Source organism: Aliicoccus persicus, assembly GCF_900110815.1.
Taxonomy (GTDB): domain Bacteria; phylum Bacillota; class Bacilli; order Staphylococcales; family Salinicoccaceae; genus Aliicoccus; species Aliicoccus persicus.
This window is the reverse complement of sequence record NZ_FOIT01000001.1, coordinates 562758-584456: the sequence shown is the minus strand read 5'-3', so window position 1 is coordinate 584456 and position 21699 is coordinate 562758. Positions and strand designations below refer to the sequence as shown.

General features: G+C 36.9%; 23 protein-coding genes. 22 read left to right on the top strand and 1 reads right to left on the bottom strand.

Going from position 1 to position 21699, the window contains the following annotated elements:
* Positions 1-11 precede the first annotated feature (11 nt).
* The 8 genes from BMW30_RS02870 to BMW30_RS02830 all read left to right on the top strand — a co-directional run bounded on the left by BMW30_RS02870 (position 12) and on the right by BMW30_RS02830 (position 8352).
* Positions 12-290 (top strand): hypothetical protein, encoded by a 279-nt coding sequence (locus BMW30_RS02870; RefSeq protein WP_091473711.1) that lies wholly within the window; start codon positions 12-14, stop codon positions 288-290.
* Between the two features lie 96 nt (positions 291-386).
* Entirely contained in the window at positions 387-2174 is a 1788-nt protein-coding gene (locus BMW30_RS02865; RefSeq protein ID WP_091473709.1) for an ABC transporter ATP-binding protein, read from the top strand.
* Positions 2161-3930 carry an ABC transporter ATP-binding protein gene (locus tag BMW30_RS02860; RefSeq protein ID WP_091473707.1) on the top strand — a complete coding sequence of 590 codons (1770 nt, stop codon included), beginning with the start codon at positions 2161-2163 and terminating at the stop codon, positions 3928-3930. The genes BMW30_RS02865 and BMW30_RS02860 overlap by 14 nt, the downstream gene beginning before the upstream one ends.
* Positions 3931-4011: 81 nt before the next feature.
* The gene (locus tag BMW30_RS02855) at positions 4012-4719 is read left to right on the top strand and encodes a cytochrome c biogenesis CcdA family protein (protein WP_091473705.1); all 708 of its coding nucleotides are present in this window, start codon (positions 4012-4014) and stop codon (positions 4717-4719) included.
* Between the two features lie 23 nt (positions 4720-4742).
* Entirely contained in the window at positions 4743-6167 is a 1425-nt protein-coding gene (locus BMW30_RS02850) for an ATP-binding protein (RefSeq protein ID WP_091473703.1), read from the top strand.
* A 62-nt stretch (positions 6168-6229) separates the two neighbouring features.
* A complete protein-coding gene (locus BMW30_RS02845; RefSeq protein ID WP_091473701.1) occupies positions 6230-7126 on the top strand; it encodes a VOC family protein in 897 nt (298 codons plus the stop codon).
* Positions 7127-7747: 621 nt separating this feature from the next.
* Positions 7748-8059, top strand: a complete 312-nt coding sequence (locus BMW30_RS02835) for a hypothetical protein (RefSeq protein WP_091473698.1) — start codon at positions 7748-7750, stop codon at positions 8057-8059.
* The gene (locus BMW30_RS02830; protein ID WP_091473696.1) at positions 8059-8352 is read left to right on the top strand and encodes a type II toxin-antitoxin system RelE family toxin; all 294 of its coding nucleotides are present in this window, start codon (positions 8059-8061) and stop codon (positions 8350-8352) included. The genes BMW30_RS02835 and BMW30_RS02830 overlap by 1 nt, the downstream gene beginning before the upstream one ends.
* Positions 8353-8423: 71 nt before the next feature.
* Here BMW30_RS02830 and BMW30_RS02825 read toward each other — a convergent pair whose 3' ends face one another.
* Complete coding sequence (locus tag BMW30_RS02825) at positions 8424-8915, bottom strand: DUF2621 family protein (protein ID WP_091473694.1); 492 nt, start codon at positions 8913-8915, stop codon at positions 8424-8426.
* Between the two features lie 98 nt (positions 8916-9013).
* On the opposite strand from BMW30_RS02825, the gene BMW30_RS02820 reads away from it, so the two are divergent.
* The 14 genes from BMW30_RS02820 (at position 9014) to BMW30_RS10830 (ending at position 21699) form a co-directional block, all read left to right on the top strand.
* Positions 9014-9217: a DUF1659 domain-containing protein gene (locus tag BMW30_RS02820; protein ID WP_091473692.1), complete on the top strand. Its 204-nt coding sequence runs from the start codon at positions 9014-9016 to the stop codon at positions 9215-9217.
* A gap of 38 nt (positions 9218-9255) precedes the next feature.
* Positions 9256-9468 (top strand): DUF2922 domain-containing protein, encoded by a 213-nt coding sequence (locus tag BMW30_RS02815; RefSeq protein ID WP_091473690.1) that lies wholly within the window; start codon positions 9256-9258, stop codon positions 9466-9468.
* A gap of 8 nt (positions 9469-9476) precedes the next feature.
* Positions 9477-9614, top strand: a complete 138-nt coding sequence (locus BMW30_RS02810; RefSeq protein ID WP_091474023.1) for a YvrJ family protein — start codon at positions 9477-9479, stop codon at positions 9612-9614.
* Positions 9615-9735: 121 nt separating this feature from the next.
* The gene (locus BMW30_RS02805) at positions 9736-10866 is read left to right on the top strand and encodes an exonuclease SbcCD subunit D (RefSeq protein WP_091473688.1); all 1131 of its coding nucleotides are present in this window, start codon (positions 9736-9738) and stop codon (positions 10864-10866) included.
* On the top strand, positions 10853-13825 hold the full coding sequence (locus BMW30_RS02800; RefSeq protein ID WP_180366187.1) for an AAA family ATPase: 2973 nt from the start codon (positions 10853-10855) through the stop codon (positions 13823-13825). The genes BMW30_RS02805 and BMW30_RS02800 overlap by 14 nt, the downstream gene beginning before the upstream one ends.
* An 88-nt stretch (positions 13826-13913) precedes the next feature.
* On the top strand, positions 13914-14519 hold the full coding sequence (locus BMW30_RS02795) for an SCO family protein (RefSeq protein ID WP_091473684.1): 606 nt from the start codon (positions 13914-13916) through the stop codon (positions 14517-14519).
* Between the two features lie 62 nt (positions 14520-14581).
* A complete protein-coding gene (locus tag BMW30_RS02790; protein ID WP_180366186.1) occupies positions 14582-14953 on the top strand; it encodes a DUF3221 domain-containing protein in 372 nt (123 codons plus the stop codon).
* 576 nt (positions 14954-15529) lie between these two features.
* On the top strand, positions 15530-16342 hold the full coding sequence (locus tag BMW30_RS02780; protein ID WP_091473678.1) for an SDR family NAD(P)-dependent oxidoreductase: 813 nt from the start codon (positions 15530-15532) through the stop codon (positions 16340-16342).
* Positions 16343-16514: 172 nt separating this feature from the next.
* The gene (locus BMW30_RS02775; protein WP_091474021.1) at positions 16515-17378 is read left to right on the top strand and encodes a cation diffusion facilitator family transporter; all 864 of its coding nucleotides are present in this window, start codon (positions 16515-16517) and stop codon (positions 17376-17378) included.
* A 221-nt stretch (positions 17379-17599) separates the two neighbouring features.
* Positions 17600-18316, top strand: a complete 717-nt coding sequence (locus tag BMW30_RS10835; RefSeq protein WP_091473676.1) for a prepilin peptidase — start codon at positions 17600-17602, stop codon at positions 18314-18316.
* Positions 18313-18996 (top strand): RadC family protein, encoded by a 684-nt coding sequence (radC, locus tag BMW30_RS02765; protein WP_091473674.1) that lies wholly within the window; start codon positions 18313-18315, stop codon positions 18994-18996. Before BMW30_RS10835 ends, radC begins: the two co-directional genes overlap by 4 nt.
* 10 nt (positions 18997-19006) lie before the next feature.
* Positions 19007-19369 (top strand): hypothetical protein, encoded by a 363-nt coding sequence (locus BMW30_RS02760; RefSeq protein WP_091473672.1) that lies wholly within the window; start codon positions 19007-19009, stop codon positions 19367-19369.
* Positions 19370-19590: 221 nt separating this feature from the next.
* Complete coding sequence (locus tag BMW30_RS02755; RefSeq protein ID WP_091473670.1) at positions 19591-21273, top strand: IS1182 family transposase; 1683 nt, start codon at positions 19591-19593, stop codon at positions 21271-21273.
* A gap of 93 nt (positions 21274-21366) precedes the next feature.
* Positions 21367-21699 carry a prepilin peptidase gene (locus BMW30_RS10830; protein WP_091473668.1) on the top strand — a complete coding sequence of 111 codons (333 nt, stop codon included), beginning with the start codon at positions 21367-21369 and terminating at the stop codon, positions 21697-21699.

Below are 21699 nucleotides of genomic sequence, written 5' to 3'. Positions count from 1 at the left end.
GAAGTGATGAAATGGTTCGATATAGTGGTGTACCGAAAGTAAGAAAATCTAAGCAACCATTGAATGATGAACTGCTCGATGAGAAATATAGCGAAATCAATAAAGAGATTGAAGAAGAGTTACTCAAAGAACAGGAAAAGATGGATGGAGAAGATCCAGATGAGTTACTTAAACCTGAAAAAAAAGCATGGCGAAATAAAATTATTTTAATCGCAATTATCGTCGGTTTAACGATGATGATATTCCGTTTAATGGGAAGAACACTAAGCTTTGTTATGTTCTTTTTCTAAGTAAATCAGACTTACTTATGATTTTTCATAAGTAGGTCATTTTTTTATTTCAATATCCGAAACATATGGTACAATTTCATAGAATGGAGGTCGAAAATGAACGTATATAAAAAGTTGTCCTGGTTTTTCAAAAGAGAATGGAAGTTATATGTCGGGGGCGTTATTGCACTCGTACTCGTTGCATTGATGGAATTAATTCCGCCGCAGATTATCGGTCGTGTCATTGACTATATTACAGAATCAACATTAACGATGAATACTTTATCGATTTTACTCGTTATTTTAATCGTCGCCGGTTTACTGACTTACATATTTAGATATTTCTGGCGTGTATTTATTTTCGGTGCAGCATACCGTTTAGGTAAAACATTACGTGAAATGTTGTTCAAAAAGTATTCGGACATGAGTACTTTGTTTTTCCAAAAGCGTCGAACAGGCGACTTGATGGCACATGCAACAAATGATATTAACGCTGTTCAAGGTACAGCGGGTGCTGGTATATTAACGATCGCAGACTCACTGATTACCGGTGGTGCTGTACTTGTAACGATGGCGCTAACTGTTAGCCCAAAACTGACATTAATCGCGATGATTCCATTGCCGATTATGGTTGTGTTAACGAGCTATTATGGACGTTTACTGAATAAGGGCTTCCGTAAAGCACAAGCTGCGTTTAGTTCATTAAACGATAAAACATCGGAAAGTATTGCCGGTGTGAAAGTGATCAAAACCTTTGGCTATGAAAAAGCAGATGAAGAAGACTTTGTCGAACTCAGTGAAGATGTTGTAGATAAAAACCTAAAAGTATCACGCATTGACGCATTATTCGATCCGACGATTATGGCAGTTATCGGTGTGAGTTATTTCCTATCTATTTTCTATGGTGCGCAGATGGTTGTAGCAGATGACATCACGTTAGGTCAACTCGTGACATTCACGACGTATTTAGGGATGATGGTTTGGCCGATGCTTGCACTTGGTTGGTTCTTTAACCTCGTACAAAGAGGTAGTGCATCATATGAACGTATTGAAGAAATTATGAATACGAAAAATAACATAGGTGAAGATTACTTAACAGAAGAACGCCCAAGAGGGGATATTAAATTTGATATTAAATCATTTACTTTCCCTGAAGAAGAAGAAGTGGGGCTGCGCGATGTCAAGTTTACGATTGCAGAAGGTACAACAGTCGGTATCGTCGGTCGAACGGGCTCAGGTAAAAGTGCGCTTGTGCGTCTATTGTTAAGAGAATTCGACACACTGTACGCAAATGATATCGTCTATGGTGACTATCCAATCCGTGATTACAGAATCGATAAACTAAGAGAACAATTTGGTTATGTACCTCAAGATCATTTCTTATTCTCAACGTCGATTCGAGATAACATCGCGTTCGTAAATCCCGAAGTGGATGATGAAGTCGTGTTCAATGCAACGCGACTTGCATATGTCCATGAAGATATCGAAAGATTTACAGAAGGTTATGACACAGTTGTTGGTGAACGTGGAGTTTCTTTATCTGGTGGTCAAAAGCAACGTATTTCAATTGCACGCGCACTTGTGGCTGATCCAGAAGTGTTGATTTTAGATGATTCATTGTCTGCAGTTGATGCTGAAACAGAAGAAGCGATTTTAAATAACTTAAAAGCAACACGTGAGAGAAAAACAAATATTATTACGGCGCACCGTATGAGTGCTGTTGCACATGCTGATTTAATCATCGTCATGGAAAGCGGTACTGTGAGTGAAATGGGTACGCACGATGAATTGATGGTATCAAAAGGTTGGTATCACGATACGTTTAAAGCGCAGAGCTTGCGAAGCGCACTCGAATCTAACTTAGATGAAATCGTGGAAAGAGGTGACGTTGATGGAACAGAATAATGTCAATTTAACCTTTAAAGACCAAAAAGATACGCTTATACGTTTACTTAAATATGCTTTACCTTTTAAAGGTCTCATCACTATTGTAATTCTAATGTTGACGATTTCTACATTGACGGGTATGGCGACACCTTACTTAGTCATGATCTTTATTGATGATTACTTAACACAACGTGTGTTCCCTGATAATGAGATCATGCTATTGATCATCGCCTTTGTAGCTGTCACGCTCGGTGGTGTAATCGCCACTTATTTCCAAAGGTACTTTCTTCAGTATTTGGCGATACGTGTCATTCAACAAATTCGTATAGATGCGTTTAAAAAGATTGGTAAGCTCGGTATGCGATACTTCGATCGCGTGCCAGGGGGAAGTGTCGTGTCGAGATTGACGAATGATACCGAAGCGATCATTGAAATGTTCATCGGTGTACTTGCGACATTCTTGATGGCTGCGTTTATGATGGTATCTTCATTTGTCATGATGATCATACTCGATATTCGCTTAGCATTATTCGCGAGTATCATGATTCCGATTATCGTTCTCGTCATTGCTGTATATCGTAAGTTCTCAGCAAGATTTTTCTCATATACACGTCAGTTATTGAGTGACTTGAATGCGAAGATTGCCGAGAGTATTGAAGGGATGAAAATCATCCAAGTCTTTAACCAAGAAGACCGTTTGCAGCGTGAGTTTAGAAAAATCAATGAGGAACACTTTGATTATAATATGAGAACGATTCGTTTGGACGGGTTACTTCTTAGTCCGATGATGAACTTCATCTATATTATCGGAGTTGCACTCATCTTGGGTTACTTTGGTATTTTAAGTTTTGAAGGTGCTGTAACAGCGGGGGTAGTATTCGCGTTTATTCAGTATTTAGAGCGATTCTTCGAACCGATTAACCAAGTGACGCAAAGTTTAAATATTTTTCAACAAGCACTTGTCTCTGCGAGCCGTGTGTTCACATTGATGGATGACGAAACGTTACAACCTGAGCAACAAGAAAAAATCGATAAAAAAATCACTGATGCCAGAATTGAATTTAAAGATGTAACATTTAGCTATGATGGCAAACGCGATGTTCTTAAAAATATTTCTTTTGTTGCCGAACCAGGTGAAACGGTTGCACTCGTTGGTCATACGGGTTCAGGTAAAAGTTCAATTATCAATCTCTTCATGAGATTTTATGAGTTTGAACGTGGTGAAATATTAATCGATGGACATAGCATCAAAGATTATCAGAAAGAACAGCTCAAGAAAAATGTCGGACTTGTCTTACAAGACGCATTCATCTTCTACGGTACTGTTGAATCGAACATTCGCTTGTACCATCCGACGATGACGTTTGAGCAAGTAAAAGCTGCCGCAGAATTTGTTAGTGCGAATGGATTTATCGAACGATTGCCGGATCGATACAAACATAAAGTGCTTGAGAAAGGTGCTGCATTCTCGAGCGGTGAGCGCCAGTTACTCGCATTCGCACGTACGATGGCTGTTGATCCGAAAATCTTAATTTTAGATGAAGCAACAGCAAACATTGACTCTGAAACAGAAGAGGAAATACAAAGTGCACTCGAGAAGATGAGAAAGAATAGAACGACTCTAGCAATTGCACACCGCCTATCGACAATTCAAAATGCAGACCAAATTTTAGTGTTAAACAAAGGTGAGATAGTTGAACGTGGTACACACGATGAGTTAATCCGCCTCGGTGGTATATACAACAACATGTATCAACTACAGAACAGAGTGTAGCCTTTGTAGAAATTTGTTCATAAATAAGACGAGAAACCTCCATTCCAATTTGTTACAATACAGTTGAATGGAGGTTTTCATATGTCAGGTAGTGAAGTGACTCTCTTTCTCGCATTCGGAGCAGGTGTGTTGAGCTTTATTTCTCCGTGTGTTTTACCTGTGTTTCCTGCGTTTGTCTCTTATATTACTGGTATGAGTTACAATGAAATCGAGAGTAAAAAGTTTAACGTCAGAACAACATTACATACACTATTCTTCTTAATTGGGTTTAGTTTAATTTATATAGCACTGGGGTTCGGTGCATCATTCTTTGGTGGATTCTTTATTGAACATTCAGACTTAATTCGTCAACTCGGTGCGATTCTTATCGTCGTGTTCGGTTTAATCATTACAGGGGTCCTAAAATTCGAATTCTTAAAGAAAAATAGAAAGATTGAATTTAAAAACAGACCAGCAGGATTCTTTGGTTCAGTACTGATTGGGATGGCATTTGGTGCCGGCTGGACACCGTGTAACGGACCGATTATCGGTGCAATATTTGCGATGAGTGCAACAGATCCAAATAACGCATTGTTCTTAATGATTGTTTATTGCTTAGGTTTTGCGATTCCATTCTTTATCTTAAGTTTCTTTGTATCAAGAACAAGATGGATGTTGAAATACTCACACCGCATTATGCAAATCGGTGGAATCATCATGATTGCAATGGGAGTACTCTTATACTTCGATGGACTAACACAGATTATCGTTTGGTTAACACCATTCTTTGGCGGTTTCCAAGGATTCTAATGTCATAACAAATAGAGGGTTGTATGAAACATTATCCTTTAGAACAATTAAAACAATTACATGGTTTTCAAATCGATGCTTACCTCATGGCTTTATGTGGGTGGCAGTACGGCTTACAATTGACCTTTCATAATAGACGTCCTCGAGACGTCTTTTTTGGCGAGAACACAATACCAAATGAGTTTCCTGGTGTTGTGTTTTCTTTATGTGATGGAGCACGCACACACACGTTTTATAGAACGAGAGGCGATAAAACGACAGAACGAGCGATCGAGCTATGCGCAGACAAAGATGCATTAAAAAAGCATTTAATAGAGAATGATTTAAATACGCCAGTCGGTGAAACATTTAATATTTATGAGAAAAATAAAATTATGGATTATGCAATAGACATCGGTTTTCCAGTTATACTAAAACCAAGTGCTGGAAGTATGGGTCGTGGTGTTTTTATAGATCTTAAAGACGCTGATGCGCTAACAGAGGCGATTGAGAATATGACGACACATTTCCCCGAGTATGAAGAAGTCATCGTTGAAACGTATTTCGAGGGTGATGACTATAGAATTTATGTTGTAGGTGACGAAGTTGTGGCAACATATACACGTGTACCTGGTCATGTCGCTGGAAATGGAAAACATAATATTAAAGAATTGATTGAGAGAAAGAATATAGAGCGATTAGAAAATCCAAACACGAGAAACAAGTTGATTAAAATCAATGAAAACCTCAAACAATTTTTAAAGAATCAACAGTTAGATATGAATGATATTCCGTCTGAAAATGAAATCGTATACTTATCGAACATCCCTAATATATCACGTGGTGGTGAGCCGACAGATGTGACTGACGAACTTCCTCAACATATTAAAGACCATATTGTACAAGCAGTACAGTCTATCGATGGATTACCAAATGTTGGGGTTGATGTCCTGATCAATAATGAGACGAATGATTTCACGATTATCGAGATGAACTCGGTCGCTGTCATTACATCGCATGTGTTTCCATTACATGATGAAGGAATTGACATCCCTGAGAAAATCCTTAAATATTATTTCCCTGACATTACAAATAAAAAGAGAAGTCACACACACTTTGATTACGTGAAAACAATTGAAATGCTGTCTACGGGTATGTACGATTCCCTAATGATTAAACCGTTTAACAGTGATCAAGAGACTTACAAACTGACATTTAAAGCGACCGTACCGTGGGCGAATGTCAAAACAATCCAAGCGATGCTGCAGATGCATGATTTCCATGGGAATATAATATATAATGAAAATTCTTACCAACTCTCGATAACTGCAGGAAATGATATGAATATCGAAACATTGATAGAACATCTCCAAAAACGCTTTTTGTTTAAAGATTATATAGTCGATAAAAGCACAGAAAGAATTTTAAAAAGTGGCATTTACATCGAAGATAGCAACAGGGCAGATTAGAATAAATATCTCAGTGAAAATTAAAGTATGATGTAATCACTAAGTGAGAAGGAGATGTAACTATGAATCAGAAAGTCGTACCACATTTATGGTTTGAGACCGAAGCACAAGAAGCGGCAGAATTTTATACTGATATTTTTCCTAATTCAAAAATTCTATCGCGAAGCACGATTTCTGACACACCTTCAGGTGATGCAGGTCAAGTTGTTTTTGAAATTTTAGGCTATCGATTTATGGCAATTAGTGCAGGACCTTACTTCACGAAAAACCCAGCAATTTCATTTCTCATTCCATTTCGTTCAGAAGAAAAGGATTTAATCGATGAGATTTGGAGTAAATTATTAGATGGCGGTAAAGCATTGATGGATTTGGGCGACTATCCATTTAGTAGCAAATATGGTTGGGTTGAAGATAAATACAATGTATCATGGCAACTTTATCTTGTAGATGATAAGGAGACCTTTCCTCCGTCAACTGTCGTTCCAACGCTTACTTTTACAAACGATGTCGTTGGTAAAGCGGAAGAAGCGGCTAAATTATACACAGATCTATTTAACAGTACTAATTCACTCGATATGTGTTACTATCCAGAAGGCATGGAACCGAATCTTACATCGCATGTGATGAATGGTCACTTTCTATTAGATGCTGAGCGTTTCGTCGTGCAGGACAGTGCAATCAGTCATGAATTTAATTTCAATGAAGGTATTTCACTCATGGTCAATTGTGAAGATCAAGATGAAATCGATCATTTCTGGAATGGGTTAAGTGCAGTGCCAGAATCCGAACAGTGTGGCTGGTTGAAAGACCAGTACGGAGTATCATGGCAAATTGTACCTAAACGGATGGATGAGATGCTAGAAAACGGTAGTGAAGAACAGATCAAGCGTGTGACAGAAGCATTTTTAAAGATGAAGAAATTTGATTTAGCAGAATTGGAAAAAGCGTACAAAGGGTAGTTATAGATATCTCCTATGTTCACAGAGAGAATCTGTGGACATAGGAGGTTTTATTATGTGCCGTGCTCACTCAAGCTTAAAGATCGTCGTGAGTAAGCATGGATTCAGCTTTCGTGCTCACTCAAGCTCAAAAATCGTCGTGAGTAAGCATGAATCCAGCTTTCGTGCTCACTCAGGCGAAAAAAATGATGTGAGTAAGCATGATCAAAGTCTAGCCTGCCAATTCAGATGGAAAAAGTGTATTGAATTGGCAACTTTACATAAAAGCTGCCAACTCAATTGAAAAAATTGTGGTGAATTGGCAGATTAAAATTTTCATCGCTACTTCAGTATGAAAAGAGGCTGTGAAGTAGCGACTTTTGAAAATTTTCGCTACTTCAAGCAAAAATATGCCAGTGAAGTAGCGACTTTTATAAACTATCGCTACTTCAGGATGAGAAATGTTTGTGAAGTAGCGACCAAACAAATAAAATGGTTGATGAGCACATCCCGTGTTCTTAGTGAATACTCTGTAATCATTAGTAGATTATTATATAGGAGTACTAATAAAAGTCTTTTAAAAAACTTTTAACAGCACTCTTTCCGTGCTATAATCGTAATGAATATAAAGGAGGTTGTCTCATGGAAGTTCTTAAAGTACCATATAAAAGTATTTCAGAAGTAAAGCGATCACCGATGAGTGCATTTAAAGAAGCAGCAGCATCAGATAACGCAGTATATATTTTGAATCGCAATGAAGTAGCTGGTGTCATGTTGACTCAAGAGCAATATGAAGGTCTAAATGCTGAAATTGATAAATTATATGAACGTATAGATGAGATGATTATCAAATCTCGATTAGAATATAAAAATACTAAGACATATTCCGTAAAGGAAGTTACTGGTGTCAGTCTAGACGACATAAAATATGATGAAGATGATGGATGGGAGTAATGTATCAAGTACGATTTACAAATTACTCATCTGATGATTTTCGAAAACTCGATGGTAGTATGAAAGTTCCTGTTCTGAAAGGTTTAAAGAGAATAGAACAGAGAGGGATGCAAGCTGGTGAGCCACTGAGAGGTAGCTTAAGTCATTGTCGAAAGATAAAAATGAGAACTACCGGGTTGCGTATTGTTTTTCGCCAGATTGATGGCGGAATAGAAATTATTGAAATCATTGCAATTGGCAAGCGGGATAATTCTGATGTGTATAAAAAAGCAATCAAAAGATTGAGTGAATAGACTTAAAACAGTTAAACCAAATAAATATTAAATCAAAAGAGATATGAACATGTTCATATCTCTTTTTTATCTTACGTGTTTCGCTTCACTTGCTCCGATTGTTCAAAAATACTGCTTTCCTCTTTGTAACCAGTAGATATGTTGAACAACGGTTCGTGCTCAGTATAGTCGATCTCAAGTTCTGTTAATTTTTTCTTCAAAAACTTATGATCTTGCTTCGGCGTCGCTACGATATATCCCTTTATAATTTGTTCGAGCTCGATCGTCTCCACCTGCTCATCAAGCGCGATTTTAGAAATTCGTCCAGCAATCTTTTCCTTCGCCACATCTCTAAATAGTTCCGGAACAGGCGACACCAGTTCATTTAACATGGCTTTCGCATCATCATTCCACAAAGGCAATGCTTCATCTATATAAAATTTTTGCCAATCGAGTTCACTCATCCCATCAGCTTTTGGAATGGACTTTAAGAACTTTCTAAACATGAAGTAACCGCCAATAAAAACAAGCCCGGCCATTATAAATGTCCACAATCCAATTAATATTAATGTAAAATCTTCCATCTTGCTCACCTCATTACATTCATTATAAAAAATTAAACTTTGACTGTCTATTTTATCAGCGTACTTCGGTATTAGAAGTGTGGAGAGGAGGTGGAGATATGTTATTCAAAACAAGTGCAAGGTTTTATTTTTACGAGTTGAACGAGGAAGGGCAGGAAAGACAACGTATGCGTAGTATTGCAAATGTTGATGTTTCAGCAGATGATCAGGCGATTACAGATTTAGCAAATGTGTACGAGGCATTGACGAATGATCTTTATCATTTAGTAGAAAAGCAGGAAACATCGTTATTAGCACGATAAATTAAAATAAAAATTAAAAAATAAAGGAGGAAATGATTATGAACTCGAAATTAGTTGTCCGTTTTGATACGGATGAAGGTAAGCGTTTTACAATGACGTTTAACAACCCGAAACAAGATCTAACAAATGAAATTGTTCAAGGTGAACTTGATAAAATTATTGAGTCAGGTGTGCTTGCGCCATCACAAGGTAAGCCTGTAAGTGTTTACTCAGCGGAAATCGTTGAGACAAACGTAACACCATTGATTTAATGATGGATATGGAATGGATTCACCTTGTTGGTGATATTGGTTTTCCGATGGCAATCACTTTCTTTTTACTTCACCGCATGGAAAGAAAGCTCGATGATTTAATTCACTCGATTAAGGATATAAAATTTCATACAACTGATGATTAATACACTGCACACCGTTCTGATTTTAGAGCGGTGTGTTTTTAACTTATATAATTCATCATGTTAAGAAGTCAGGAATTCTTTATAATGGATTTAATAGTTATTTAAAAGGCAGGTAATACATATGAAAATACTGCACACAGGGGATTGGCATATCGGTAAGCGGTTGCTAAGAAAAGATTTATATGAGGATCAAGTACATGTACTTGATCAAATCGTAGACTACATAAGAAATAACTCAATTGATGTCGTTGTGATCGCTGGTGATTTATATGATACGACCCAACCTTCAAAAGAAGCGATGCAGTTGGTTAACGAAACATTACGTACGATTAATATTGAGTTGAAGAAACCGATATTCATTATTTCAGGAAACCATGATTCACAATCGCGGCTTTCTTATGCCAGTGATTGGTTTAGAGCGATGGATGTCTACATACATACCACTTTTGATTCAGCGTTTACGCCGATTTCTATGGGTGAGGTCGATTTTTATCTTGTGCCATATTTTGATGTGTTAGAGTCAAGATACTATTTCGAAGATGAAAGTATTGAGTCCCATCATGATGTGTACAAGAAAATCGTTGAACGAATTGAAGAGAATTTAGATCGAACGAAGAAGAATATCTTTGTGGGTCATCTATTTGTACGCGGAGGTAGTGAAAGTGATTCAGAACGCACGCTGTTTAGAGGGTTAAATAGTGAAGTGTCACAATCTGTATTTGATTCATTTGATCATACTTTACTTGGGCATTTACACCATCCCTTTGCTATAGATCATCCGAAAATATCTTATTCAGGTTCACTAGTGAAGTATTCTTTTTCAGAACATCAACAACCTAAAGGTTTTAGAGTGCTCGATTTAGAGCAAGATAAATCGACATTTATACCATTTAATTTACTTCGTGATTTACATGTGTTTGAAGGCACTTTTGAAGATGTCATCAACGGACGTGTCGAAGAATTACTAAACATCGAAACGGAGCGAGATGCTTTTTATCAGTTTGTACTTGAAGGATTAGAAGGTGTGCCTGAGCCGATGTCGAGAATTCAAAATGTGTATCCGAATGCGCTCGAGTTAAAGCGTAAAAGCATGAATGTGTCAGACGTTGAACATAAAACGCTAGGCACGTTATCAAGTGATCACAATGTATTTGAGCAGTTCATGGAGAACTACTTAGATGACGCGCTGCAAGAAGAGGCAAAGAAAGTATTCAACACATACTTTAAGGAGGGTCAGAATGAGACCGATTAAATTAGAATTGCAAAACTTTGGACCATTTAGATCTGAAACGATCGACTTCTCTGACCTCCACGGAAAGATGTTTTTACTTACAGGTCCAACGGGATCAGGTAAGTCGATGATATTTAATGGTATTCTTTATGCCCTTTACGGGAGTGATTCACGCGTCAAAACGCTGCGTAGCCAGTTTGCCGCTGAGGATGAAAAAAGTGTTGTTAGGTTAGAGTTTGAAATGGGGAATAAGGTGTACATCGTTGAGCGAACAATGACGATTTATAGAGAAGAGAAGTCAGATGTACCACCTAAAGCGTTGTTAATGTTTAAGGATGGAAAAACAATCGCGAGTGGTATGAAGGCAGTGAGTGAAGCTATTTTAGAAGTGGTTCATTTGAATGAACATCAGTTTAAGCAAATACTGTTACTGCCTCAAGGTGCATTTAAAGAATTTCTCGTGTCGAGTTCAGATGAAAAATCAAAAATCTTATCGACAATCTTTAGTGCAGAGCGATTTATCTATTTTGAGAAATCGTTAGAACGTGATGTGAAAGAAGAAAGAGCGAGGATTGAAAAACTATATTTAAAGCTCGATCACATATTCTCACAAGTAAAATATGAGCGACTTGAAAGTGATGCGTTACCAGAATCATTGGACCAAATACAAGGATTTGAACAACAGCTAGAGTTCATTGATAAAGTGAATGCGTTGATTGAGGAAAAGATTAAGGAAACAGAGCGTGAAGCTGGTGCTGTTAAAGAAAAGAAAGAACAGCTACAAACAGATATAAAGAGTCGTGAAACACATAATGTAGCAGTCGCTCAGTATGAACAATTGATTGCTGAAAAAAGTAGGTTGGATGAACAGAAAATTGTTATTGAGACATTAAAAACTAAAATTGAACAACATAAAAATGCGTTGATAATGAAACATCCACTGCGTTCATACGATGGCAATCTAAAATCAATGGAAAATAGTAGAGAAAAAATTGCACAGCTGACTGAAGCTATTGATGGATTACAAACGAAAAAGAATGATGTAGAAAGAGAACTCGAGACATTGAAGAAAAACGCTGCTTCTGTCGAGGAAAAAGAACGATACATACGCACAACTGAACGATTTGTAGAGATGGACGTTTATCAGGATATTGATAAGAAATTAGAAGAGCATGTCATGCTTTGTAATAAATTAGAGGAAGAAATCGCGAAGCTCACGACCGAACAAAGTCATCTTGAAGAGAAAAAGAAGCAACTGACATTCGGTGACGATGAAGAAGAAATACTAGCTAATAAACTTGAAGCTGTGAATAACGAAATAGTAGAAACGAATAAGCAAATTAAACATGAGCATCTAGATACAAAAATTAAAGAGATAGATGCTCAGATTACTGACACAGAAAACGAACGAATAGAGTTACTTAATTCGATGAATGGCAAATACTCAGCTGAAGATCGTTCAGCAATTGAGCATTTAACCAAGCATTTAGAAGAAGGGGACAATTGTCCAATCTGTTCAAGAGTCATTGAGAAGTTACCAGAATACGCGTTCTATGATGCGGCTACAAATGAACAGTTAAACACGATTCAGCGTAATTTAGAGGTTTTAAAAGATCAACGAAAATCAATTGAAATAGAAAAACAACTGCTGCAAAAAGAACTTAAATCAGATGCAGAACTTTCTCTGGAAGAACTTCAAGCTCAGTTAAAAGAATTTGAGGAAAGACAAGTGTCTTTATCGAATTCGAAAAAAGAACTAAAGGAAAAAGAGAGAGCATATTATAAAAATATTGAATCCATAACTGAATTATCTAATTCACTCTCATTAAAGAAATCAGATTATAATGATAAGAAAAATGAACGAGATAAACTAGAATCCACAAGGTCAGAATTTTTAAAAGAAACGAAAATGGAGTCGTATGCTGAGTTCGTCGAGCAGCACAAATCATTTGTAAATCAGGTTGATAAACACTATGCGAAAAGAGAAACACTTGGTAAAAATCTCCAAACGGTAAACCAGAATATTGCTGTATCTTCAGATCGACTTAAGTACTTACAAGAGCAAATTGTTAAAGAAGAGGAAGCAACGCGTCGGTTAGAAGGAGATTTAGAAGCATTTCTTCGTGAACAAGAGATTGAAAATATTGATGTACTGAGAGATATTCTTGAGAGCGATATAAGCGAAGATGAAACAACAGTCGAAAATTACAATAATAAGTTGAATGAAATAAAGATAAAAATAGCATCACATATTGATGCTAAAACGACGGAAAGAAAAGTAATCCAAGATGATGAACGTGATTTACTTAAGGAATTAGAAGTATCACATCAAACACTTGTTAAACATGCGACATTGTTAAAAAATGATCTGCATGAAAACAACCGTTTACTTGAAGAAATCGACACACTTGGAACGACGATCAATGAAGATATCAAAACATTTGAACGATTAAATAAAGTTTATGAAATTATTGCAGGAAAAGGTGGACATGGTATTTCACTACATCGATTTGTTTTAACTTATCATTTAGATCGCGTTTTAACGCATGCAAATATTAGACTTGGTGACATGACGAACGGTCGCTATTCACTGATACGTACGAACGAAGCGAATAGAAAAGGATCTGCAGCTGGTTTAGAAATTCGCGTCAATGATAGTTTCAGTGGCAGATCAAGACATGTGGATACCTTATCAGGTGGAGAAACGTTCCAAGCATCCCTTGCTTTAGCGCTCGCAATCAATGAAATCATTATACAATCATCCGGTGGTATTCAACTCGATACAATGCTGATTGATGAAGGATTTGGTACACTAGACCAAGAGGCATTAAATCATGCAATTGAATCATTGCTTGGACTTGAAATGTCAGGAAAAATGGTAGGTATCATATCGCATGTTGAAGAGTTAAAACATCGACTCGAACATAAAATAGAAGTGATACCAAACAATGATAACAGTACGACGAAACTGCATGTCTAGACTTCACAATTAGTTCATAATTTGTTAATTATCACTTCTTAATTTATAGTACGCTTTATATATATAAACAAAAATAGGGGGATGTGCGATGAAAAAGCGCATGTTAGCATTGATTCCAATGCTACTCGTATTGGCTGCATGCAATAGTGAGCCTGTTGAGACACAAGCATCATTTGGAAATGTAATCACTGATTTTGAAGTGGTGAACCAAAACGAAGAGACCGTTACACAAGAGGATTTAGAAGGGAAAGTATGGATTGCAGACTTTATCTTTACGAACTGTACAACAGTTTGTCCACCGATGACATTAAACATGTCAGAAATTGCACAAGAACTAGATGATGCAGGCGTGGAAGACTACGGTTTTATTAGTTTTACTGTGGATCCTGAACGTGACGATAGTGAAACACTAGAAGAATATATTCAATACTATGAAATTCCAGAAGATACAGAGTGGCATTTTGTCACTGGCTACGATGATAAGTTTATTCGTGAATTTGCAGAAGTGAACTTTAAGACATTAGTTATCCCACCGCCAGAAGGTAGTGACCAATATACGCATGGAACAGCATTTTATCTACTCAATAAAGATGGTAAAATCATGAAACAATATGCTGGTGTGGATGTTGGAGATAGCCGTTTCCCACTGAAAGAAATCGTAGCGGATGTTACGAAGTTAGCGAATGTGAATTAATTGATATTTTGCATCATTCGTTTGCACTAAGTTAGTATTTAAACTAAAAAGCAGGTGACATGATGAAAAGAAAGAACCCGATTGTCTTCTTATTAATACTTGCATGTGTCCCATTTGGACTGTTCCTCGTCTTTTATTTGTTTTTGGGATTTTCTCCGAGAGATGAAGAAGACTTACAGACGACACTAGAAGGTGTAGTGGCTGAAGTGACTGAAGAAAATGTCTTATTGGTTGAAGGACTTTCAGTGGATGAAGTGTTTGAACTCGATGACGAAGCGTTGCTAGAAGAAGCAACAGGTGCCCATCGTGTGACGATAACAGAGGATATAGAAGAAATTGAAGTCGGTACGGAGATCATTGTCTGGGTGAAGACCATTGCTGAGAGTTACCCGACACAGAGTACTGCTGAGGATTTTGAAGTGCAGGAAGACTAATTTAATAGAGATTGTTGTGCCGTGCTAACTCAAACCCGTAAATCGTGTTGAGTTGGTGCGGTTTCTTGTTTCGTGGTAACTCGAGTGCGAAAATCGGGATGAGTTACCATGGATTTTGGTTTCGTGGTAACTCAGTCTCAACAATTGGCTGGAGTGAGCACAGTTCCGGATCTCGTGCTTACTCGAGCTCAAAAATCATGCTGAGTAAGCACGGTTTCGGATTTCATGCTTACTCGAGCTCAAAAATCATGTTGAGTAAGCACGGTTTCGGATTTCATGCTTACTCGAGTCCAAAAATTGTGTTGAGTAAGCACGGATTAGATTGTCCTGCTACTTCGAGCTCAAAAATAGTCGTGAAGTAGCAGATTTTTGGTTGTCCTGCTACTTCAGGGTGAAAAATCGTTGTAAAGTAGCAGGTTTATGGTTAACCTGCTACTTCGTGCTTAAATCAGGAGCTGAAGTAGCACGGTTTGTTGTTAAGTCCGATTTTCAAAAAGTTAGAAAAAATTTTAGATAGACAAAAGAAAAATAAAGTATAATATTATAAACTAAACTTTTTACAAAGGAGTGAGAAAAATGAAAGTAAACGGTAAAACAATTTTAGTCACAGGTGCAGGATCTGGAATGGGTCGTGAATTGACATTAATACTACTAGAAATGGGTGCAAAAGTAGTTGCTGTCGATTTGAATGAAGAATCGTTAAAAGAAACGGCATCGTTATCACCTGTAAAAGAAGAAAGGCTATATACTAAAGTTCTAAATATTACAGACAAAGAAGCTGTTCTAAAATTACCAGAAGAATTAAAAACTGAGTTTGATGAAGTGGATGGGATCATCAACAATGCTGGAATTATTCAACCATTTGTTAATGTGGAAGAACTGGATATTGAGAAAATTGAGCAGGTCATGAATGTAAATTTCTATGGAACTCTGTATTTCATTAAGGCATTTTTACCGAGCTTAAAATCTAGAAGAGAAGCACATATTGTTAATATTTCAAGTATGGGCGGTTTTCTTCCAGTACCAGGTCAATCTATTTATGGTGCATCTAAAGCAGCTGTAAAATTGCTAACTGAAGGACTGTCTTCTGAACTCACAGGAACTAATGTGAAAGTAACAGTAGTTTTTCCAGGAGCAATTGAGACAAATATTAGTACAAACTCAGGACTTGAAGGGAAAAGTGAGTCGGCAGAAGACGAAGCTAAGAAAAGTGACTTCAAACCATTACCAGCAAGTGAAGCAGCAAAAATCATTATTGAAGGAATGGAAAATGAAGAGTATCGTGTATTAGTTGGTAAAGATGCGACATTCTTAGATCGATTTAGTCGATTCAGTCCAAAGAGAGCTGCTGCATTTATTGCGAATAAAATGGCAAGTCTTAAGTCGTAATTACATTTATAAACAACATTCTTAATCGGAATGTTGTTTTTGTTTTGAAATACTTTAATACTAATGTCTCAAGCTTCACAACCTAATTTCTGATATATTAGTAATGCATTCAAAATTGAAATGTCACTGTTGAGAGGTCGTGTAAATTTTGTCAAATAGAGCGAAACAAGCCATGTTCGCAACAACACTTGGTGTTGTAGTCAATATAGTATTAACAATTATCAAGCTTTGGGGCGGTATCGTCGGTAACTCCAGAGCCTTAATTGCCGATGCTGTCCATTCAGCCAGTGATGTAATTTCTTCTTTCGTCGTGTTGTTTGGTGTGCGTGCAGCGAACAAACCACCTGATGATGATCATCCATATGGACATGGTAAATATGAGTCCGTAGCTGCACTCATCGTTGCGATATTGCTTATTGTAATTGGTATTGAAATCTTAGTGAGTTCTGTTCAATTAATTTTTGCTAATGAAGCACCGCAAGTACCCAAAGTTATTGCACTTGTTATTATCGTAATTTCTATAGTCGTTAAAGAGGGACTTTATCAGTATAAGATAAGACTTGGTCGGAGAATTAAAAGTGACGCATTAATCGCAGACGCATGGCATCACCGTTCAGATTCAATTTCATCGATCGTTGCTTTGATTGGTGTAGGAATTGCAATGATCGGTGGACAGTTTGGTATTCCTTATCTTCATTTCTTTGATGTCATAGCAGGTGCATTTATCGCAGCAATCATCATGTATGTCGGATACGGACTGGCAAAAGATTCAGTACGTTTAAGTGCAGAATTGATATTAGATAAAGAAGAATCTATGAAATTTTACGAGACGGTTGAGGCGATTGATGGTGTCATACAAATCGATTCATTGTATGCGAGAACACATGGATCGTATCTAGTCATTGATATGAAAATCGGTGTGAAAAAAACGCTGACAGTAGAAGAGGGGCATGACATCGCAGAGTTTGTGCGATCAGAATTGATGAGGAAGTATGAAGAGGTAAGTGAAGTGTTCGTGCATGTGAATCCTTATTAGGTGATGAAATTTTTAAAAGCTAAATTTGATATATTTAACTTTTTTAACAGAAAAAGTTTCAAAACATACGATTATGACAAAAACGCTGACAATTATGTATTTATTGTCAGTGTTTTTTTCTTTTTCATTAAAATAGCTTGAAATTAAATACAATATTTTAAATTTTGCTTTTTTACTTTAGCGATGACATAAAATATAGTTCTCTTTGGAAGGGGGCTATTATGGTTATATTAGGGATTGTTGGTAGTGTTTTTGCTTCTTTTATGTATACATTGATTCACTCTAAAGATTCAAAAATTTTGACACGAAGAAGCGAATGTAACCATTGTGAGAGAAAACTGAAATGGTTCGAATTAATACCTATCGTAAGTTATTTATGTCAGCGAGGTAAATGTAATTCTTGTAAGGAACAAATACCTCTAATTTACTTGGTATGTGAGATCCTGCTTGGATTATTATTTTTAGTACCAGTCATATTTCAATTACAGTTTGATGATTTTCTGTTGTATTACTTGTTAATCATCTTCCTGGTACCCATAGGATTATATGATTATGAAACATATACAATTCCTAATCATATGTCATTAATATTATTAGTTAGTGGACTGATGCTATCAGGTTTCGCTCATGTGGAGATATTAGTTGACCTGATAATCATTACAATTTTTCACATCATCTATTTTCTATTCAATAATTCAATTGGATATGGAGATATAAAACTCTTTTCAGTCATAACCTTATTGACTCCAGTAAATTTCATTCTTTACACTTTTTTATTTACTTTTATAATTGGTGGATTGTTTATTCTTACACTCTCGCTTTATAAAAAAATGGTACAAGAAAAAGTACCACTCGCTCCATTTATTGCTACTTCTGTTATTCTTACCTTTTTGATTTATGAGGATTTAAACAAAATTTATTTTGGAGGGCTTCTATGACCTTGATGATTAAAGAATTTCACCCATCAGATAAACCAAGAGAGAGACTGTTAACTTATGGTGCGGAAAATCTTACGAATAAAGAGCTGCTCGCTATTTTAATAAATACTGGGAGCAAGAATGAATCAAGTATAGCTCTGGCGAATAGTATTATTAAAGACTTGAAGTCTATTAGAGATCTTAGAGATATAACATTCCAAGAGCTTACGAATATTAAAGGAATTGGTGAAGCAAAAGCGATATCTATTTTAGCAGTTGTAGAATTAGCGATTCGCATGCATACGCACAATTCTGAAGAATACTACTATATTAAGAGTCCGGAAGATGTCTCAAATTTTTTAATGGAAAAAATGCGATATTATCAACAAGAGCATTTCGTGGTTCTGTTTCTCTCGACTAAAAATCAAGTGATACATCAACAGACGATGTTCATTGGTTCCCTCAATGCTTCGATCGTTCATCCTCGGGAAATATTTAAGGAAGCGGTGAAGAGAAGTGCTGCTGCTATCGTATGTGTTCATAATCATCCGAGTGGTGATCCTACGCCCTCTCAACAAGATATTGAAGTGACAGAACGTTTAATTGAATGTAGTGAGATTCTTGGAATAGATTTTCTAGATCATATCGTTATAGGAGCAGGGAAGTTTGTCAGTTTAAAAGAGATGAGTTATATCAAATAGGGGGCGTAAGATGGGATTAGATGCTTACTTTTATTTAAAGGATAAAGTCACTGAAGAAGTAATAGAGTATAGTTATTATAGAAAATTCAATGCATTGCAAGGTTACTTTGTGAAAAATCATGACATCCTCAATTGTGGTAGAGTACAAATTACATCAGATATTCTCTCTGATTTAACTGATAACCTAAACAAAATACGTAATAATCCAGAAAAAGCGAATGTGCTACTACCAGTATTTTATGGACCATTTTTTGGCTATTATGAATATGATGATTTATATTTCTCATTTATCCACCGGTGCAGCAAGGATTTATATCATGCCAAGTTTATTGACTATAACCGGTACGATTTATTTTATAGTTCTGACTGGTAATCATAAGTTAGATAAAATTGGGGCTGGGACATAAGTCCTTTCTCTAAATCAAAAAGCGCACTTGCTTTTCTGGGGCGTCGCGTGAGCCTGTAGTCTCACGCAGACGCTACTCCCCAAGAAGTCAAGTGCGCTTTTTTATATTAAATCCCTAATTTATCTACAAAAAAATAAGATCCTCAGATACAATATAGTCACCACAACCAAAGGAAAAGAGGAATCTTATGTATAAACATTATAACATGAACCAAATCACACTACCACTGGAAACAGAAGTCCTAATTCCAGATAACGATATATCGAAAGCCATACATACACTGGTCGAGAGTATGCCAGAAGCGATATTTGAAGGCTTTAGACAGTCTCAAGGCGCATCTTCTTATCATCCCAAAATGATGCTGAAAATCTTACTCTGCGCTTACAGCCAATCGACTTTTTCCGGTCGTAAAATCGAAGCCTTACTTCATGATAGTATTCGAATGCGATGGTTAGCTCAAGAGCAGACGCCATCGTACCGAACCATCAATCGATTTCGTGTGCACCCCAAGATGGCGGCACTGCTTCAATCTGCATTCATTCAATTTAGAACCCAGCTAGAGTCCAATGGTTTAATTGACTCAGATGCGATATTTATAGATGGCACTAAAATTGAAGCGAGTGCCAACAAGTATACCTTTGTCTTTATAAAAAATATCGATCGGCATGAATCGGCATTACTGGAAAAGTCTAAAGCAAAATATGAAGCACTCGTCGAATCAGAAGTGATTCCGGAAATGATTCGAGAATCAGATGCGCCCTTGACGGCATCAGAATTGGCACACATTCATAGGCAATTAGATGATATTGACACTGAACTGACTGAACAGATTAACGGGACTGAAGATATGCCCACTCGAAAAGCCACTCGCTCGGCACGCTCAGAGATTCGTCAATCTAAGAAAGCCATGAAAGACTACTTGGACCGACGTCTCAACTATCAAACCCAACGCTCACTGATGGGAGAACGGAATAGTTATTCTAAAACAGATACGGATGCGACCTTCATGCGGATGAAGGATGATCACATGCAGAATGGTCAGTTGAAAGCGGGTTATAATCTACAAATTGCCACGAACCATCAGTATGTCTTAGGTTATGATATCTTTTGGAATCCAACGGATACCCGGACACTGGATCCGTTTCTCTATACAATGCAACACACGTTCCAACACTTACCGGAATATATTGTCGCAGATGCTGGATACGGTAGTGAATCCAACTATGAGTGTGTCATCGATAAATATGAACGTCAGCCATTAATCCCTTATCATACTTACCACAAGGAACAGAAAAAGAAATATCTCGAGAATGAGATGCACCCAGACCATTGGGGATATAACGAAATTGATGATTATTATGTGTGTCCAAACGAACGCCGGTTACCTTTAAAACGACACAGCACACGCACAGATAAATATGGGTATCAACGGGTCATCAAAATCTATGAATGTGAAGGGTGTCAGGGCTGTCCGTTAATGACATTGTGTAAATCATCTGAATCCGATCGACCCAAACAAATTCACAAAAATATGAACCTGGCGTATTTTAAAGCTCAGGTGAAGCAGACGCTTTCAAGTCCAGAAGGTCGTCATCGATATGCGCAACGTAAAATTGATGTCGAAACCACTTTTGGAAACTTGAAGGCGAATTTGGGGTTCACTCGGATGTCGGTTCGCGGGCATCAGTCGGTGCGTAACGAGCTCGGCATTGCCTTAATGGCAGTGAACTTGAGAAAACTGACCCGGCACTCTGTAGATATTTTGCTCAAACTAACAAAAACTGGCTTTGAAATCTTAGAATCAAGATTTCAAAGCCAGTTCTCTTATTTCTTTAGAGCTTTTGTCCCAGCCCCTTTTTTGATGTATTAACAAATTTGTATGAAATTAAGCACAATATTTACAATATTGCTTTTTTACTTTAGCAACGACATAAAATATAGTTCACTTTGAGAGGGGGCTATTATGTTTTTGTTAGGGATAGTTGGAAGTATTTTTGCTTCCTTTATGTATACGCTTGTTCATTCTAATGATTCAAAAATTCTAACACGAAGAAGTGAATGTAACAACTGTGAGAGAAAATTGAGTTGGTTCGAGCTGATACCGATAATCAGTTATTTATATCAGCGAGGTAAATGTAATTCTTGTAAGGAACGGATACCCGTGATTTATTTAGCATGTGAGATCCTACTTGCTTTATTATTCTTATTACCAGTTATTTTTCAATTACAGTTTGATGATTTTTTGATGTACTACCTGCTGATTATCTTCTTGGACCCGATAAACATAGTATCCTAG